Source organism: Sphingomonas citri, assembly GCF_019429485.1.
GTDB lineage: Bacteria > Pseudomonadota > Alphaproteobacteria > Sphingomonadales > Sphingomonadaceae > Sphingomonas > Sphingomonas citri.
The window spans coordinates 1-16,577 of record NZ_JAHXZN010000012.1; the positions used below are offsets into that span (position 1 = coordinate 1).

Here is a 16,577-nt window from a genome sequence, read left to right on the forward strand (position 1 = left end):
TTGGGGGGGCTGGCGGCTTGCCTTCCGTGCACGCCGCCAGCCCGACAACGAGGATGAGGGCGGGCAGTACCCGCTTCGACGGCATCATCGCGCCTTCCTCCTGTAGCGGGAGGGGACGCGCTGACGATTGATCCCAAGGGCAGGCTGACCCACCCGCCAGCGCAGATAGGTTGCGAGGCGATCGTCAGCCTCGATCATCAGGGACCGCAGGCGACGCAACATCATCGCCGCGAACGGCAGAGACAGCGCCCCGCGCAGCGTGCAGCTATGTGTTAGCCTGGTGCCACCATCGTCCCCTGCCAGCTCGTACCGCTCTTCGAGCGTGAACAGATAAGGGATGCCGCAGGACCAAGCGAAGGCTCGCGGCTTATCGAATTGATCGATCCGTGCCGGCGTCCGAATCGGCCGGTTGATGCCCTGGATCGCAAAGGTTCCTCTCGTGTCGCCGAGCTGACCCGGGTTATCGAGGAGTACCAGCGGGCTCCAAGCTCGGCGATGATCCGGGTCGGTGAGTGCCGACCAGATCCGCAGTGGCCCGCCGTGAAGCATTGAGCTGGTTATGGTGCGAGGCATATCCTCATCTCCCAGAGATGAGCGGGGGCGATCGCGGATCGCCCCCGCTCACCCATCAGGCCAAGTTGTTCACGAAGGTCTGACCGTGGTCGTCCCCTTCATGCTCCTCATTGTAGTGCTCGGATTTCTCGATCACCTTCTGACCGAAGCGGGCATAGAGGGTCGGCAGCACGAACAGCGTCAGCAGCGTCGCCGAGATCAAGCCGCCGATGACAACTGTCGCCAAGGGCTTCTGCACCTCCGCACCCGCGCCCTCGCCAAGCGCCATCGGCACGAAGCCGAGGCTGGCGACGAGCGCGGTCATGACCACGGGCCGCAGTCGCTGCATTGCGCCGACATGGGCCGCCTCTTCGCGCGATAGCCCCGACCGGATCAGATCCTGGATCGAGCTGACCATCACGAGGCCGTTGAGGACCGCGATGCCCGACAGGGCGATGAAGCCCACCGCCGCCGAAATCGAAAAGTCCATGCCTCGCAAGAAGAGCAGCAGGACACCGCCCACCAGCGCGAAGGGCACGCCGGTGAAGACGATCGCGGCATCGCGGACCGATCCCAATGCGCCATAGAGCAGCAACAGGATCAGGATGAAGCAGGCCGGAATAACCAGCTTCAGCCGCTCGCTTGCCGATTGCAGGTTTTCGAATTGGCCGCCCCATTCGAGATAGGTACCGGCAGGCAGCCGAACCTGGCTGGCGATCGCTGCCTGCGCATCCGCAACCACCGATCCGACGTCGCGGCCACGCACGTTGGCTTGCACCACCACGCGCCGTTTGCCATTCTCGCGGCTGATCTGGTTGGGACCGTCGACCACCTTGATCTCGGCGACGCTGGACAGCGGCACATAGCCGCCGCCTGCGACCGGCACCTGCACCTGCTGGAGCAGGCCGATGTCGGCGCGCTGCGCCTCAGACAGGCGGATCACCACCGGGAAGCGACGATCGCCCTCGAAGATCTGGCCCGAGGTTCGCCCGCCGATCGTGGCAGTCACGGTGTCCTGCACGTCTTGCGCCGTAACGCCCAAGCGCGCCATCGCGTCACGATTGACGCGAATGTCGAGCATGGGAAGACCTGTCGTTTGCTCGACTTTCACGTCCGCGGCACCCTGCGTCTTACGCAGCGTCGCAGCGATTTGCTCGGCCGTCCGGTTCATCTGGTTGAAGTCGTCCCCGAACACCTTCACCGCGATGTCACCGCGCACGCCGGCGATCAGCTCGTTGAAGCGCATCTGGATGGGCTGGGTGATCTCGTAGGCATTGCCCGGGATCTTCGCGAGCTTACCCTCGATCCGGCTGACCAGCTCCTCCTTGGGAAGCTCAGGATCCGGCCAATCCTTGCGCGGCTTCAGGATAACGAACATGTCGGTTGCGTTCGGCGGCATCGGGTCGGCCGCCAGCTCGGCGGTGCCCGTCTTGGAATAGACGAACTGCACCTCCGGCTGCTTCGACATCATTCGCTCGATCGGCACCTGCATCGCCTGGCTCTGCTGGACCGACGTCGCCGGAATACGGAGCGACTGGATTAGCAAATCGCCTTCATCGAGCTGCGGCAGGAACACCGAGCCGAGCGTGGTGAAGGCCAGCGCCGCCACCACAAGGCTCGCGACACCCGCCCCGATCGTCACGGTCGGACGCTTCATGGCCCGATCAAGACCAGGTTCGTAGCGCTTCTTCAGCCACGTGATGATGCGGCCGTCCTTCTCCTCAACCTTCTTCGATAGCCAGATCGCGATCATCGCCGGCACGAAGGTGAGAGAGAGGATGAAGGCGAAGGCGAGCGCGATGATGACGGTGAGCGCCATCGGCACGAACGTCTTGCCCTCCACGCCTGTCAATGTGAGCAGCGGCACATAGACAAGAATGATGATCGCCTGCCCGTACACCGAGGGACGGATCATCTCACGCGCAGCGGCTGCCACGGTTGCGAGCCGTTCCTTGACGCTGAGCAATCGGCCTTCATGATGCTGTTGCTCGGCAAGCCGGCGCAGTGCGTTTTCGACGATGATGACGGCGCCATCGACGATCAGACCGAAGTCTAGGGCGCCGAGGCTCATCAGATTGGCCGAGACGCCAGCACGCAGCATCCCGAAGCCGGTCAGCATCATGGTAATCGGGATGACCAGCGCCGCAATCAGCGCCGCACGGAAGTTTCCGAGCAGCAGGAAGAGCACGACGATGACCAGTACCGCGCCTTCCGACAGGTTCTTGGCAACCGTTTTGATCGTCGAGTTGACCAGTTCGGTGCGGTTGAGCACCGGCTGGATTACGACGTCAGGGGGCAGCGACGCGTTGATCGTCTTAAGCTTCTCCGCGACCGCGGTCGACACGACGCGGCTGTTCTCGCCGATCCGCATGATCGCGGTGCCGACGACGACTTCCGTGCCATTCTCCGAGGCCGAACCCATGCGGATCGCCTGACCCGTCTTCACGGTCGCGACTTGTTCGACCGTGATCGGCACGCCGTTACGTGTCGCGATCACGGTCCTGGCCAACTCGCCGGCATTGCGCACCAGCGCATCCGAGCGGACAGCCAGACCTTCGCCATTGCGATTGACGAAGCCGCCGCCGACGCTGGTGTTGTTGCGCTCCAGCGCATTGCCCAGGTCGGTCAGCGTGATGCCGAGCGAGGCCAGCTTCTGCACATCGGGCACGACGAGGAACTGCTTGGCGTAACCGCCAATCGAGTCGACGCCGGCGAGGCCCGGAGTGTTCTTGAGAAGCGGCGTGACGATCCAGTCCTGCGCAGTGCGCAGGTAGGTCGCCTTGTCCTCTTCGGTCGTCAGTCGCTCGCCCTCTGGCGTGATATAACTGCCATCGGGCTGTTGGCCCGGTTCACCGGGCTTGTGCTTGTCGTCTGCGCGATGCTCGAGCCGAACGGTGTACATATACACCTCGCCCAAGCCGGTCGCGATCGGACCCATTTCGGGGTTTACGCCATCGGGCAGGTTCTCCTGCACGCCCTGCAGACGTTCACCCACCTGCTGACGGGCGAAATAGATGTCCGTGGCGTCCGAAAAGACCGCGGTGATCTGCGCGAAGCCGTTGCGGCTCAGCGAGCGCGTATATTCAAGGCCTGGAGTGCCGGCGAGCGCGGTTTCGATCGGGAACGACACCTGCTTCTCGACCAGCTCGGGCGAGAGCGCGGGTGCGCGGACGTTAATCTGGACCTGATTATTGGTGATGTCCGGCACCGCGTCGATCGGCAGCCGGTAGAGGGAAAACGCGCCGATGGCGGCGACGATGACGGTGAGCAGCAGGACAAGCCAGCGCTTCTCGACCGCCCATGTGACGATGCGGGCGATCATGGCTTAATCCTCGTGGCTCGCTTCGCCCTTGCCGATCTCGGCCTTGAGCGTGAAGCTTCCGGTGGTGGCGATCTGTTCGTTGCCGGTCAGGCCCGAGCGGACGATCACCGTGTCGCCCGATGCATCGCCGAGCTGGACCGGAGTCGCCTTGAAGCCCGTAGGCGTGCGAACGAACACGACCGACTTGCCCTCGAAGCTCTGGACCGCCGTTGTCGGCACGCGGATTGCGCCGCTACCGCCGCTGCCCGTGAGCTGGACGGCAGCCGTCACCGGCTCGCCGACCCGCCATTCACCACCGCGATTGTCGAGCGTGGCAAGGGCGGGCACGAGCCGCGTCTGCGGATCGAGTGCTGGCGACACGAAGGTCACGCGCGCGGTCGCCTGACGGCCCGCCGCCTTGACCAGTACCGTGTTGCCGGGGCGTACCCGGCCCGCATCCTCAGCCTTCAGATTGAGCGCGATCGACACCTGGCTCAGGTTGGCAATGCGATAGAGTTCGGCGTCCGCCGCAACCGTCTGTCCCAGCGTCACGGGGCGCGCGATGATCTGTCCCGAGATCGGCGCGGCGATGCCGAGCCGGTTGAGACCACCGCCGCCGACACCGGCGGCCGACACCATGCTCCGCGCCTGCGTCAGCGCGATCCGCGCTTCCGTCGCCGCCGTGCGGGCAGCAATCAGATCCTGCTCAGGAGACACCTTCTGCGCGTACAGCCGTTGCTCGCGTGCGAGGTTCGAATTGGCGAGCTGAAGCCGTGCCCGTGCCGCTTCGACCTCGCCCTTGATTTGCGCCGCCTCGCGGCTCTCGATTACCGCAATAGTCTGGCCGCGCCCCACGGATTGACCAAGGTTGCGCGTCAGTGCGACCACCCGTCCCGCGATCGCGGCCGAGACGACTTGCGTGCCTTGGGGATCGCCCTCGATGATCGCGGGAAGCTCGATCGTTCCGGCTCCGCCGATGATCGGCCGTCCGACCTGGACGCCCGCCGCAGCGATCTGATCGGCACCCAATAGGACGACGCCCTCATCAGCGTGACCGCCTTCAGCACCGCCCTTTTCCGCACCAGCAGCCGCTTCATTGCCGGCTGCTCCATTGGCGGCCGCCTCGTTCCCGGTGTCTTTGCCACCGCAGGCAGCCAACAGCAGGGCGAGTGACGCCGCGCCCGCGAGATAGAAGCTCTTCATCACTGATTTCCCCCATTGGGCGCAGGAGCGGTCAGTCGCTCCACTTGCGCGCGGGCATTCTGGTAGTTGGCAAGCGCATCGATCGCGGCGACCCGCGTTTCAGCGAGAGTGCGTTCCGCATCGAGCAATTCGAGCTGGCCGAACTTGCCCTCGCGATAACCGATCCGCGCGATGCGGGCGGCCTCCTGTGCAGCCGCCAGCGCCGGCCCAGACGCCGCACGAGCCGTCGTTGCGGCATTGGCCGCTTGCGCCTGCGCGTCCGTGATCGCCTGTTCGATGTCGAGCGCGGTCACGCGACGCTGTGCATCCGCCTGTGTCCGCTGCGCGGTCGCCTGCGCGATCGCCGCGCGACCATTGTTGAACACCGGGATCGGGATCGACACGGTGAACACCGCCGCCATATCGTTGGTCGCTTCCAGGCGGCGGATCGCAGGCCCGACATTGAGGTCAGGGACGCGATTGGCGCGCGCGAGCCGCACGCCGGCTTCCGCGATCGAGAAATCCGCGTTCGCCGCCGCCAGCGCGAGCGTGCCGGTTGTGTTGACCGGTGCCACCGGCCCATAGACGTTCGCCCCCGGCAGGCGATCGAGCAGCGTGTCATCGAGCGCGCCGTCGATCGGTCGGCCAATCCGACGCGCCAGATTGGCGCGGGCGGCCTCTGCCAAGCGAAGCTGCCGCTCCACATTGGCATCGGCATTGATGCGCGCGACATCCGCGCGCTGTTGCTCCAGCGGCGACGCACGTCCCGCCTGCACCCGGACGCTCGCAGCGCGCAGCGCGTCGCTGGCGATCCGGGCCTGATCCCGCGCCGTCGCCACCCGCCGGTCGGCTGCGACCGCTTCGACATAGAGCTGCGTCACCTGAAGCCGGACATCGGCTGCGATGATCGCGGCCTGGATCTCGGCCCGGGACAATTGCGCATTGGCGACCGCGACGCGGGCGCCGCGCTTGCCGCCTAGCTCGATCGGGATCGCAAAGCCGACCGTAGATTCCGCGCTGCGGACACCCCGATACGGCCCCGAGCCGATGACGTTCTCAACCTGGCCCTGGACAACCGGGTTGGGCCGCAATCCGGCGACCGTACGGCCCGCACGGGCCGCGTCAATCGCGGCTGTCGCCGCTTCGGCAGCAGGGGCCGAACCACCCGCTGCACTGACCGCTTGGTCAAGAGTGTAGATCGGCACGTCCTGCGTAACAGCCGCGGACGGTCCGACCTGCGCCTGCGCCATAGTGACGCACGACGCTGCGGCCAGCATGGCCGCGAGGATACGATACATGAAAATAGGACTCCTGACGATGATCGACAGGGGCGCGCCCAACGCGCGCCCAAATCGGACGTCAGGCTTGCGGAGGCCTCAAATGGACCATGCCAGTGCGGCCATCGAGCGACGCAGAGGCGGAGATTGTCGGCTTGGGCATCGTGAGGACGTGGGTATATTCGATCGTCGTGCGCGCAGGCGCACCAACATCATGCCCGTGACAGTAATTGTGATGGTGCGGGACGTTCTTGTCCGCATCCGACGGAACCTCGTCGATGTCACCGGCGGTATGAACGGTAAACTCAACGCCCGCGATGCTTCCCCCCGCCAAATCGGCGGCATGAGCCATGCCGGAGAAGCTGGTGAGAACCAGCATCAGGCATGTCAGGAGAGGCAAAAAGGCTCGCACGAACCCGCCCTTACCACGGAGAGGTTTCCATGTCATTGCAATAACTCGCGAGCCGGTGCCTTCGCGGCACGCCATGCCGGCCAGGCTTCGCGAAGCACGCGCCATGCCGAGCGCAGGAAAATCGCGGCGATCAATCCGCCGACAATGATGTCCGGCCAAACCGAGCCGGTCAGGCCGACCAATCCGGCAGCCGCGAGAACCCCGACGTTCGACGCGACATCATTGCGCGAGCACTCGAACGTGCTCGACATATTCACATTCTCGCGGCGGAAGCGCCAGAGCAGCGCCAGGCAGATGAGGTTCGCAACCAGCGCGGCGCTGCCAACCCCGAGCATCAAGCCCGATGCCGGAGGAACGCCGTTCGCAATCTTGTCCGCGATCTCGAAAATGACCGCGACGCCGAAAGCCAAGATGATGCCGCCCTTCGCCAGCGCCGCGCCCGCTCCCCAGCGCGCCCCCTGATGCAGTGCATAGAGACTGAGCGCATAGACCACCGCGTCGCCGAACATGTCGACCGAATCCGCCATCAAGGCGGAGGAACGCGCGACAACGCCGCCGCCAAATTCGACCACGAACATCGCGAGATTGATGAGCATCACGATGATTAGCACGCGGCGCTGCTCGGCCTTGCGACCGAGTTCCGCGATCGTGTCGCGTTTCGCTGAGCAACAAGCGTCTGCCATTATCGAAGCTCGATTCGTGGATCAGACGCTCTATATGAACCCTCATCCTACTAGAGGGTCAAGAGGTAAGCGATGAAGATTGGTGAGATCGCGCAGCGGACCGGGCTGAAGGTCGAGACGGTTCGATTCTACGAGGCCGAGGGTCTGATCGCGCCCCCGGAGCGCAGCGGTGGAAACTATCGGCTCTACGGGCAATCGCATCTCGATCGTCTCGCGTTCATCAAACGCTCGCGTGATCTGGGTTTCACCCTCGACCAGGTGCGCGACCTCCTTCGCTTGGCGGACGATCCTCGCGGTTCCTGCGCAGAGGCCGACGCGATAGCTACGGTTCACATTCAGGAGATTGACCGCAAGCTAGCGGACCTTGCTGCGCTCCGTGCTGAGATCGCGCAGTGGGGCGGCGCCTGCACTGCCACGATCATCGCTGATTGCCGCGTCATAGACGCCCTCTCGCACGCTTGAGGGTACAAGTAGCAAGCCGCGTATTACTCTTTGAGCGGGGGCTCACGCGGAGATCACCGATGCACGATCATATGAGCGCCGAGATGCAGGCTTGCATGGACGCCTGCCATCACTGCCACGTCACCTGCCTGTCGATGACCACCCAGCACTGCCTTCAGGTGGGCGGCGCACATGCCGCGCCCGACCACATCAAGATCATGCTCGATTGCGCGCAAATTTGCGCCACCTCACTCGATTTCATGGCGCGCGGGTCCGACCAGCATAAGCTCGTATGCGGCATCTGCGCCCAGATCTGCCGAGCTTGCGCAGAGACCTGCCGCGGGCTCGACGGCATGGAAGAGTGCGTCGCCGCGTGCGAGCGCTGTGCTGATGCATGCGAGAAGATGGCCGCCTGATCGGTGATGGGCGGGTGGCGATCGGCCGCCCGCTCCTCACATCGCCGTTGCGGGGGGCTCGAGCATCCCCAGCCAGGCGACCAGAGCGAGGATCGTGACCGCACAGCTCGTCTCGATCGCGAGGCTGCGCCACAGAGCACCAAGCGCGGCCCGATGATCGCCCGCGGCAACCGAGCGCTCGAAAACCGGCGTCAGCCGGAAACGATTGAGGGAGGCCAGCCCCAGCATCGCGCCGAACAGTACCAGCTTGGCGAGGAGGAGCTGGCCGTAAAGGGTGGTCAGAAGTCTCGGTAAATTGCCGGCACCGACCAGCAGCCAGCCATTGACCAGGCCCGTCACAACGATCGTGCCGACCACGAGCGTGCCGACCAGACCGAAGCCGTGCAACGCCCGGTGGGTCAGTCTGAGATGCGCGACGTCGACGCGAACTGCCGGTCGCACCACGAGCAGCGTCAACCCGAGCAGTGCGCCGACCCAGGCTCCGGCCGCCAACAGATGCAGAATATCGGCCAGCAGATGGACCCAGCCCGTCGCGCCCTCATCCATCGCGCCATGGCCTGTCCAGGCGAGCGTCGCGAGCGCAATGCCCGCCGCGAGCGCCACCATGCCGAGCGGCGCGGTACGTCCTGCCGCGATCAGCGCGGCGATCACGGCCACAATCAGCGCGACCATGCGCGCTTCCCACGCCGTGCCCGTCGCGGAGCCGGTGATCAGCATTCCGATCGCTTCCCGATCGATCGGCCACGGCGGCGCTCCAGCCATTGCCGCGGCGAGCAGGACGAGCGCAATGCCTGAAAACAGAAGGCCGAGCAGGCCACTCCCCACCAGCCAAGGGCGCAAGGCGAGTGCGTCTGCGCGCTCCCCGGCCTTGAGCCCGTAGAGGCTGAACGCCGACAGGCCGAACAGCCCGCTCAACGTCGCATAAAGCGCGAAGCGGACCCCGATCAACGGCCAGTCGGCATCCACCTTACTTCACCGCGAAGGCGAAGTTGCCCGACACCCGATGCGTGTCGGCCGAGACGACGTGCCATGCGACGCTGTAGCGGCCCGCGCCGAGCGGCGACTTGGGCACCACGACCAGCGTTCGGCCATCGGGTGCAACCTGGGTGGTGGTTGCAACCTTCATCGGTGGGTGCGTGGTGCCGCCATGGCCCGTCATCATCAAGTCCGCACCGGAGAATTTCGGCATCAGCCTCTCGCTGAACTGCAAAGCGACACGCGCGGGCTTGGCAACGGTCGCGTTGGGCGCGGGTGAGGCCACAACGAGCTTCGGGTGAGCCTGCGCCGCACTGGCGAGGCTCAGGAGAGTGAGGGCGGCAGGAAGGGCGAGACTACGCATGGGGTACTCCGACGAGGTTCGTGCACCCTTCTACGCGGCGCGCTGCCCGACCCCTCACCGGCGGTTGAGGGATGATGGGCAGCGATGCGTATCCGATGATAGAGGGGTGGAGTGGAAAGCATGGACGATCTAGACAGAGCATTGGCGCGACTAGCGGGCGCACCCGCCCCGGCCGCTTTGGAGGGTATCGAGGACCAAGTCCTCAGACGGATCGGCAGCCGCCCCGCCGTGCGCGGAGCCGGGCTCGGGATCGGTGTGATAACCGCCGCGGCGCTCGGTGTCGGGATCGTCGGTGCCGAGCTGCCCGCGACGGCAAGCCCTGCCGTCTCGCTCGCGCCGCTCGGCGGAGCCTCCCCCCTCGCTCCTTCCGCGTTGCTGATCGGCAAGCCATGACCTCGACCAAGCGGGTTGTCCTGTGCGCCTTGCTCGCCTTCCTGGCAGCGATTGGTGGTGTCTTTATCGGGCGCGCGCTGCTGCCGCAGCCCAAGCAACCCGGTGCGGCGCTCCACGAGGTGCTGCACCACAAGCTCGCGCTCGATGGCGACCAGCAGGCCCGATTGAAGGTGCTCGAAGACCGGTTCGCGGTGCAACGCCGCGCCCTCGAGCTGGAGATGCGTGCCGCCAATGCCCGCCTTGCCGAGGCGATCGAGGCCGAGCACGGCAATGGTCCGCGAGTGGCCGCCGCGGTCGACCAGAGCCATGCCGCGATGGGCGAGCTGCAGAAGGCGACGCTGGCGCACATCTTCGCCATGCGTCAGCTTCTCCGGCCCGATCAGACCTCTCAATTCGATGACGCGGTGGTGAAGGCGCTCACCGACGGCCAGGGGTGAGCCTCGATTGGACCGCGCTGTCGGATGGCGAACTGGCGACGCTCAGCATCGCCGGCCGACAAGCCGCTTTCGCCGAGATCGTGCGACGCTATCGGCAGCCGATGTTCCGGCTTTCGCGCGCCTTCCTCGGCGATGCCGACGAAGCGCTGGACGTGACGCAGGAAGCGTTTGTGGCCGCGCATCAGGCCTTGTCGCGCTACGACCCCAACCGATCAATGCAGGCGTGGCTAACGACCATCGCCGTCAACAAATGCCGCGATTGGGCGCGTAAGCGTGCCGTGCGCCGGTTTCTGTCGTTCGCGCTGCCGAACGACGAACAGGTCCAGAGCATCGTCGACGAACAGGTGCCGATCGACGACGCAGCCGGCGATCGGCAGGAACTCGACCGCGTGACGCGCGCCATCTCGACCCTGCCGGCTAACCTGAAGGAGCCTCTGGTACTTCGGACGATCGAAGGGCTGAGCCAGGCCGAAACGGCCGAGGTGCTGGGGATCAGCCAGAAGGCGGTGGAAACTCGCCTTTATCGCGCGCGGGCGCGGCTGCTCGAAAAACTAGGGAACCGCTGAGGGTTGGACAGATCGGCCGCGTAGAAGGGTCGACGGCCCTTCACGGCCCCATTCTTAGGAGCTTGCATGTCGCGCGTTCTCGACCGCCGCCAGGTGCTGCGCGGTGCCAGTCTGGCAGGCGGCGGCCTCGCCTTGTCGGCCTATATGCCGGCATGGGCACAGCCCGTCTCGGCCGGCATCGCCAAGCCGTTGCCCACGGTGTCGGGCGAGGACATCACGCTCAAGGTCGCGCATCAGATGATGATGATCGACGGGCGGCAGAGCCACGCCATCGGCATCAACGGCACCGTGCCCGCTCCGCTCATCCGCTTGCGCGAGGGGCAGAACGTCCGCCTCCACGTCGTCAATGAGCTCGACGAGGAAACCTCGATCCACTGGCACGGGCTGCTTCTCCCCTTCCAGATGGACGGGGTTCCCGGGATCGCCTTCCCCGGCATTCCGGCGCGATCGACGTTCACCTACGAGTTCCCGATCATCCAGAGCGGCACCTACTGGTACCATAGCCATTCGGGGCTTCAGGAGCAGGAGGGGCATTACGGCCCGATCCTGATCGACCCGAAGAACCCCGATCCGGTGAAGTTCGACCGGGAGCACGTGATCGTGCTGTCCGACCACAGCTTCCACCACCCGCACTACCTCTTCGATCGGTTGAAGAAGGAGTCGGGCTACTTCAACCGCCAGCGCCAGACCCTGGCCGGGCTTCTCGCCGGCAAGGATCAGTCGCTGAAAGAGCGGTTGGAGTGGGGCAAGATGCGGATGGACCCCGCCGACGTCGCCGACGTCACGGGCTCGGTCTACACCTACCTGGTCAACGGCTACGGCCCCAAGGACAATTGGACCGCGCTATTCCGCCCCGGCGAGCGGGTGCGGCTGCGCTTCATCAACGCCTCGTCGATGACCACCTTCAACGTCCGCATTCCGGGCCTGCCGATGACGATCGTCGCGGCCGACGGCTTGAACGTGCGCCCGGTCGAGATCGACGAGTTCCAGTTCGGCCCGGCCGAGACCTATGACGCGATCGTCACCCCGCCCGACCTGCGCGCCTATACGCTGGTCGGTGAGAGCATCGATCGCTCCGGCATGGCCCGCGCGACGCTCGCTCCGCGCGAGGGCATGGCGGCCGAGGTGCCCCCGCTCCGCAAGCGCCCGCTCGCGACCATGAAGGACATGGGCATGGGCGGCATGGATCATGGCACGATGGACCACGGCGGCATGAATCATGGCGCCATGGGCGGCGCTGCGGGTTCGATGTCCGGCATGGACCATGCTGCGATGGGGCATGGCGCGGGCACCGGCGCGATGGCGGGTATGGATCATTCCCAAATGAACCACGGCGCGGCCGGCACCGCGGCAGGCGGCATGGCAGGCATGGACCACGGCCAGGCTCAGGGCGGCGCCATGGCCGGTATGGACCATGGCTCCGGCACGATGCCGGCGATGAACGGCGATCAGATGGGCGGGATGGACATGGGCGGCATGAGCCATTCCATGCGCGATTTCAGCAATGCCCCCGAGGTTAAAAAGGGACCGGGCGTGCAGACCATCTCGCCGATGCCGGTCGATCGGACCGGCGATCCCGGGCAGGGGCTGGAGAATGTCGGGCATCGCGTTCTCACCTATCGCGACCTGATGGCGCTCGACCGCAACCCGGACACACGCGCACCGGAGCGGGAGATCAAGCTCCACCTCACCGGCAACATGGAGCGCTATATGTGGGGCTTCGACGGCGAGAAGCTGTCGGAGAACCCCGACCCGATCACGCTGCTTCACGGCGAGCGGGTACGGGTGACGCTCATCAACGACACGATGATGGGACATCCGATCCACATCCACGGCCACTTCTTCGACCTGGTGACCGGCAAGGGCGCCTATGCCCCCCGAAAGCATACGGTGCTGGTGCAGCCGGGAGGCACGGTGAGCTGGGACGTGACCGGCGAGGAAGGCGACTGGGCCTTCCACTGCCACATGCTCTACCACATGCACGCGGGCATGATGCGCGTTGTCCAGGTCCGCAAGGCCGGGGAGGCCGCGGCGTGATCCGGTCGCTCCTCCTCGCCGGTATGGCGCCGCTCGGCCTTGCGACACCCGCATTCGGGCAGACCATGGACCATTCCATGCACAACATGCCGGGCATGACGATGCCGGCAAAGCCGGCCGCCAAGCCGAAGGCGAAAGCCGCGGCCAAGTCCGCGACTAAGCGTAAGGCTCCCGTCCGACGCACCGCGCCGCGGCGCGCGCAACCGGCGAAGACGCAGGCTGCCGACCCTCATGCCGGGCATGACATGAGCGGGATGCAGGGAATGGATATGAGCGGTCAGCAGCAGGCTGCGCCCACCCAGAACCCGCACGCCGGGCACGATATGTCTGCTATGCCGGGCATGGCAGCATCGACAGGTGCGGGGCAGGACCCGCATGCCGGCCACGACATGAGCACGATGCCGGGCATGGCGATGCCCGGCGATCAGCCCGCTGCTAAGGTCGGAACCGACCTTCCCCCCGGCAACAAGCCCGCTCCCGCTCCAGCCGGGGACCACCTCGCCGATCGTTTCTGGGGCGCGGACGCCATGGCCAGCTCGCGCGAGAACGATCTACGCCGCGAGCATGGCGGAATGACCGTCTATCAGATCCTCTTCAATCTCGCCGAATATCAGGCTCGCAAGGGTGGCGACGGCTATCGCTGGGATGGCGAGGCCTGGATCGGGGGCGACATCAATCGCTTTACGCTAAAGAGCGAGGGCGAAGGCACGTTCGGCAAGCCGCTCGAACAGGCCGAGGTGCAGGCGCTCTACAGCCGCGCGCTCGATCCATACTGGAACCTTCAGGCGGGCGTTCGCTACGACTTCAAGCCCAACCCCTCGCGCACCTACGCGACGGTAGGGATCGAGGGGCTGGCCCCCGGTTGGTTCGAGGTGGAGGGCGCATTGTTCCTCTCCGACAAGGGCGACGTGCTTGGCCGTGCGGAGGGCTATTACGACCAGCGCATCACCAACTGGTTCGTGCTCCAGCCTAGGGTGGAGGCCAATTTCTCCGCGCAGGACGTGCCCGAAACCGGCACCGGCTCCGGGCTCACGGACCTCGAGGCCGGGCTTCGGCTTCGCTACGAGGGCCGGCGCGAGTTCGCGCCCTACATCGGCGTGTCGTGGGAGCGGCAGTTCGGCGACACCGCGCGCTTCACCCGCGCACGCGGTGACAATACGGGCGGCTTCAGCTTCGTCGCGGGCGTGAGGACCTGGTTCTGAGCCCGCGGCTCCGCCTCCATGTCGGGGCAAGCAAGGTTCACCGCTGGCTTGCGCTCCTGATCGGGGCGCAGGCGATCGTCTGGTTCACCAGCGGGCTCGTCATGAGCCTGCTGCCGATCGACACCGTGCATGGCGATCACCGGATCGACCGGAACGTCGAACCGGCCCTGATCGCCACTCAGGATTTCGCGCCCGTCCCTGCCCTTCTCGCATCGGCCGGAGCGCCGGTGCGTCAGCTCCAGCACCGGATGCTGCTGGGGCGGCCGATCGTCGAAGCCCAGCTCGGCGACGGCAAGGTGCGTTTGCTGGACGCCCGCACCGCAAAGCCGCTGCCCCCGGTCGACGGCCCGGCCGCAGCGCTGATCGCAAGGCAGGCGTATCGCGGCGAAACTGGTTCGGCGCCCGTCGTCGAGCGGATCGAGCGCCTCAGCACCGAGTACCGCGGTGCCCTCCCCGCCTGGCGTGCTTCCTTCGCCGATGACGACGGGACCCGCATCTACGTGGGCGCCGAGACGGGGCGGCTGACATCGGTCCGGACCGGCACGTGGCGGCTCTACGACTTCTTCTGGGGGCTTCACATCATGGATTGGACCGAGCACGAGCGGTTCAACACGCCGTGGCTCAACGCTTTCGCAGCGGGCGGACTCGTGTTCGCTGTCGCCGGGGCGATCCTGCTCTTCATGCGCTGGCCCCGTCGACGTCGCAGAAAAGCTCAAGGGGTCCGCTAGAGAGCTGCGTATCCTTCAGTGGGTGGGGCCGCACAGGAGAGCGCATCATGAACCACGACGACCCCGGCTCCAAACAGGGCGGTATGGGGATGAGCTACGGGCGCTTCGCCGCGATGATCGCGACGTCGACGGTCGTGATGTTCGGGCTCATGTACCTCAACACTTACGCGCTCGCCCATGTCGAATACAGTCAGACCCGGACGTGGATGGCGATCGTCATGGGCGCCGTGATGGCGCTCATCATGATCGGCTTCATGTGGGGCATGTATCCCGACCGACGGGCCAATCTCGGCATCGTGGCGGCCTCGATCGCGGTGTTCGCCGGTGCCTTGTGGCTTGTCCGCAGCCAGGAGACGGTCGGAGACGTTGCTTATATGAAGGCGATGATCCCGCATCACTCGATCGCGATCATGACCAGCGAGCGCGCTCACATCAAAGACCCCGAGGTGCGGAAACTCGCGGACGGGATCATCGACGCTCAGGTCCGCGAGATCGCGCAGATGAAGCGCTACATCGCCCGGCTTGAGGCGCACCCCACGCCCGACAATGCGCCCGACCTCCCCTCCTATCGCGACAAGCAGGTGCCTCCCCCGCCCCCCGAAACCGACGAGAGCGTCGGCGTCAACACGCTTCAGCCGATCCGCTGAGCAACATCGCTTGAGGGCTAATCGGTTTGAGCCCGTATCCCTGTTGAGCGGGAGTTTTGACGCAGGAGCGACACGATGAAGAAGATGATGATTATGGCCGTCGCGACCGCCCTCGGCGCGGCTCCCGCGGTCGCGCAGATGCAGGGCATGGACCATTCCGGCATGAACCACGGGCAGATGATGCGGCCGACGCCGGCGAACCCGTACCCGCAGGCCGAGATGGACATGCATCAGAAGATGATGTCGGCGATGGGTGCCGATGCCACCGAGACGTGGGTCCGCAAGATGGTCGAGCACCACCGTGGCGGCATCGCCATGTCGCGTATCGTGCTTCGCGAGACCAAGGACCCCAAGGTTCGCCAGATGGCCACCAAGACGATCGCAGAGCAGACCCGCGAGATCGGCGAGTTGAACGCCTGGCTGCGGGCGCATGGCAAGAGCGCCCAGTAATCGACTACCGTCCCTCCCCCCGTCACCGTGCGGGGGGATGGCCACCCGGGAACTCAGATATGGATCGCTTTCGCCTTCTCGCCGCCGCGCTGGCGTGCGCTACCCCTGCGGGGGCTCTCGCCGCGGGTCCCGTCCTGATGCATCGCGACCCGGGTTGCCCCTGTTGCGAGAAATGGGCGCAGCAGGTGAAGGAGCAGTTCGGCCGCGCCGTCCGCGTCGTCGACGATGCGAACCGGCCGGCGTTCATGAAGGCACGCGGCGTGCCTCAAGACCTCGCCTCCTGTCACACTGCCATTATCGACGGCATGACCTTCGAAGGGCACGTTCCGATTGCCGACATGAAGCGCGCCTTGGCCACGCATCCGAAGGGCGTCACCGGCCTCGCGGTCGCCGGGATGCCGATGGGCTCACCGGGCATGGAAATGCCGGGCATGAAGGCCCAGGCCTATGACGTGATCGCGTTCGGGCCGAGCGGCCGCAGGGTGTTCGCCCGCCATTGAAAAGGGGAGGCGCG

At 65.8% G+C, this 16,577-nt stretch carries 19 protein-coding genes; 11 read left to right on the forward strand and 8 right to left on the reverse strand.

Features of this window, described 5'->3' with window-relative positions:
* Positions 1 to 84 precede the first annotated feature (84 nt).
* The 6 genes from KZ820_RS19545 to KZ820_RS19570 all read right to left on the reverse strand — a co-directional run bounded on the left by KZ820_RS19545 (position 85) and on the right by KZ820_RS19570 (position 7,407).
* Positions 85 to 573, reverse strand: a complete 489-nt coding sequence (locus KZ820_RS19545; protein ID WP_041043242.1) for an SRPBCC family protein — start codon at positions 571 to 573, stop codon at positions 85 to 87.
* 55 nt (positions 574 to 628) lie between these two features.
* Complete coding sequence (locus KZ820_RS19550; RefSeq protein ID WP_058733722.1) at positions 629 to 3,874, reverse strand: efflux RND transporter permease subunit; 3,246 nt, start codon at positions 3,872 to 3,874, stop codon at positions 629 to 631.
* 3 nt (positions 3,875 to 3,877) lie between these two features.
* On the reverse strand, positions 3,878 to 5,056 hold the full coding sequence (locus tag KZ820_RS19555; RefSeq protein WP_058733721.1) for an efflux RND transporter periplasmic adaptor subunit: 1,179 nt from the start codon (positions 5,054 to 5,056) through the stop codon (positions 3,878 to 3,880).
* The gene (locus tag KZ820_RS19560) at positions 5,056 to 6,333 is read right to left on the reverse strand and encodes a TolC family protein (RefSeq protein WP_041043246.1); all 1,278 of its coding nucleotides are present in this window, start codon (positions 6,331 to 6,333) and stop codon (positions 5,056 to 5,058) included. The genes KZ820_RS19555 and KZ820_RS19560 overlap by 1 nt, the downstream gene beginning before the upstream one ends.
* A 61-nt stretch (positions 6,334 to 6,394) precedes the next feature.
* Positions 6,395 to 6,691: a hypothetical protein gene (locus KZ820_RS19565; protein ID WP_041043298.1), complete on the reverse strand. Its 297-nt coding sequence runs from the start codon at positions 6,689 to 6,691 to the stop codon at positions 6,395 to 6,397.
* A 65-nt stretch (positions 6,692 to 6,756) separates the two neighbouring features.
* Positions 6,757 to 7,407, reverse strand: coding sequence for a cation efflux transmembrane domain-containing protein (locus tag KZ820_RS19570; RefSeq protein ID WP_041043247.1), 651 nt, complete (start codon positions 7,405 to 7,407; stop codon positions 6,757 to 6,759).
* Positions 7,408 to 7,479: 72 nt separating this feature from the next.
* Between KZ820_RS19570 and KZ820_RS19575 the strand changes: the two genes are divergently transcribed.
* Both KZ820_RS19575 and KZ820_RS19580 read left to right on the forward strand, forming a co-directional pair.
* The gene (locus tag KZ820_RS19575) at positions 7,480 to 7,869 is read left to right on the forward strand and encodes a MerR family transcriptional regulator (protein ID WP_041043248.1); all 390 of its coding nucleotides are present in this window, start codon (positions 7,480 to 7,482) and stop codon (positions 7,867 to 7,869) included.
* Between the two features lie 71 nt (positions 7,870 to 7,940).
* Entirely contained in the window at positions 7,941 to 8,264 is a 324-nt protein-coding gene (locus tag KZ820_RS19580; protein ID WP_201279672.1) for a four-helix bundle copper-binding protein, read from the forward strand.
* Positions 8,265 to 8,300: 36 nt separating this feature from the next.
* On the opposite strand, the gene copD is transcribed toward KZ820_RS19580, so the two are convergent.
* Positions 8,301 to 9,230 carry a copper homeostasis membrane protein CopD gene (copD, locus tag KZ820_RS19585; RefSeq protein ID WP_041043250.1) on the reverse strand — a complete coding sequence of 310 codons (930 nt, stop codon included), beginning with the start codon at positions 9,228 to 9,230 and terminating at the stop codon, positions 8,301 to 8,303.
* Position 9,231: 1 nt separating this feature from the next.
* Positions 9,232 to 9,603, reverse strand: coding sequence for a copper homeostasis periplasmic binding protein CopC (gene copC / locus KZ820_RS19590; RefSeq protein ID WP_041043251.1), 372 nt, complete (start codon positions 9,601 to 9,603; stop codon positions 9,232 to 9,234).
* Between the two features lie 120 nt (positions 9,604 to 9,723).
* Between copC and KZ820_RS19595 the strand changes: the two genes are divergently transcribed.
* The 9 genes from KZ820_RS19595 to KZ820_RS19635 all read left to right on the forward strand — a co-directional run bounded on the left by KZ820_RS19595 (position 9,724) and on the right by KZ820_RS19635 (position 16,563).
* Positions 9,724 to 9,996, forward strand: a complete 273-nt coding sequence (locus KZ820_RS19595; RefSeq protein ID WP_219750536.1) for a hypothetical protein — start codon at positions 9,724 to 9,726, stop codon at positions 9,994 to 9,996.
* Positions 9,993 to 10,433, forward strand: a complete 441-nt coding sequence (locus KZ820_RS19600; RefSeq protein ID WP_041043253.1) for a periplasmic heavy metal sensor — start codon at positions 9,993 to 9,995, stop codon at positions 10,431 to 10,433. Before KZ820_RS19595 ends, KZ820_RS19600 begins: the two co-directional genes overlap by 4 nt.
* Positions 10,430 to 10,999, forward strand: coding sequence for an RNA polymerase sigma factor (locus tag KZ820_RS19605; RefSeq protein ID WP_041043254.1), 570 nt, complete (start codon positions 10,430 to 10,432; stop codon positions 10,997 to 10,999). The genes KZ820_RS19600 and KZ820_RS19605 overlap by 4 nt, the downstream gene beginning before the upstream one ends.
* A gap of 66 nt (positions 11,000 to 11,065) precedes the next feature.
* A complete protein-coding gene (locus tag KZ820_RS19610) occupies positions 11,066 to 13,036 on the forward strand; it encodes a copper resistance system multicopper oxidase (protein WP_058733720.1) in 1,971 nt (656 codons plus the stop codon).
* A 23-nt stretch (positions 13,037 to 13,059) separates the two neighbouring features.
* On the forward strand, positions 13,060 to 14,238 hold the full coding sequence (locus tag KZ820_RS19615) for a copper resistance protein B (protein WP_174236674.1): 1,179 nt from the start codon (positions 13,060 to 13,062) through the stop codon (positions 14,236 to 14,238).
* Positions 14,235 to 14,966, forward strand: coding sequence for a PepSY domain-containing protein (locus KZ820_RS19620; protein WP_041043257.1), 732 nt, complete (start codon positions 14,235 to 14,237; stop codon positions 14,964 to 14,966). Before KZ820_RS19615 ends, KZ820_RS19620 begins: the two co-directional genes overlap by 4 nt.
* Positions 14,967 to 15,013: 47 nt before the next feature.
* The gene (locus KZ820_RS19625; RefSeq protein ID WP_201279660.1) at positions 15,014 to 15,613 is read left to right on the forward strand and encodes a DUF305 domain-containing protein; all 600 of its coding nucleotides are present in this window, start codon (positions 15,014 to 15,016) and stop codon (positions 15,611 to 15,613) included.
* A 75-nt stretch (positions 15,614 to 15,688) separates the two neighbouring features.
* On the forward strand, positions 15,689 to 16,063 hold the full coding sequence (locus KZ820_RS19630) for a DUF305 domain-containing protein (RefSeq protein WP_174236673.1): 375 nt from the start codon (positions 15,689 to 15,691) through the stop codon (positions 16,061 to 16,063).
* 59 nt (positions 16,064 to 16,122) lie between these two features.
* Entirely contained in the window at positions 16,123 to 16,563 is a 441-nt protein-coding gene (locus tag KZ820_RS19635) for a DUF411 domain-containing protein (protein ID WP_058733718.1), read from the forward strand.
* Positions 16,564 to 16,577 lie beyond the last annotated feature (14 nt).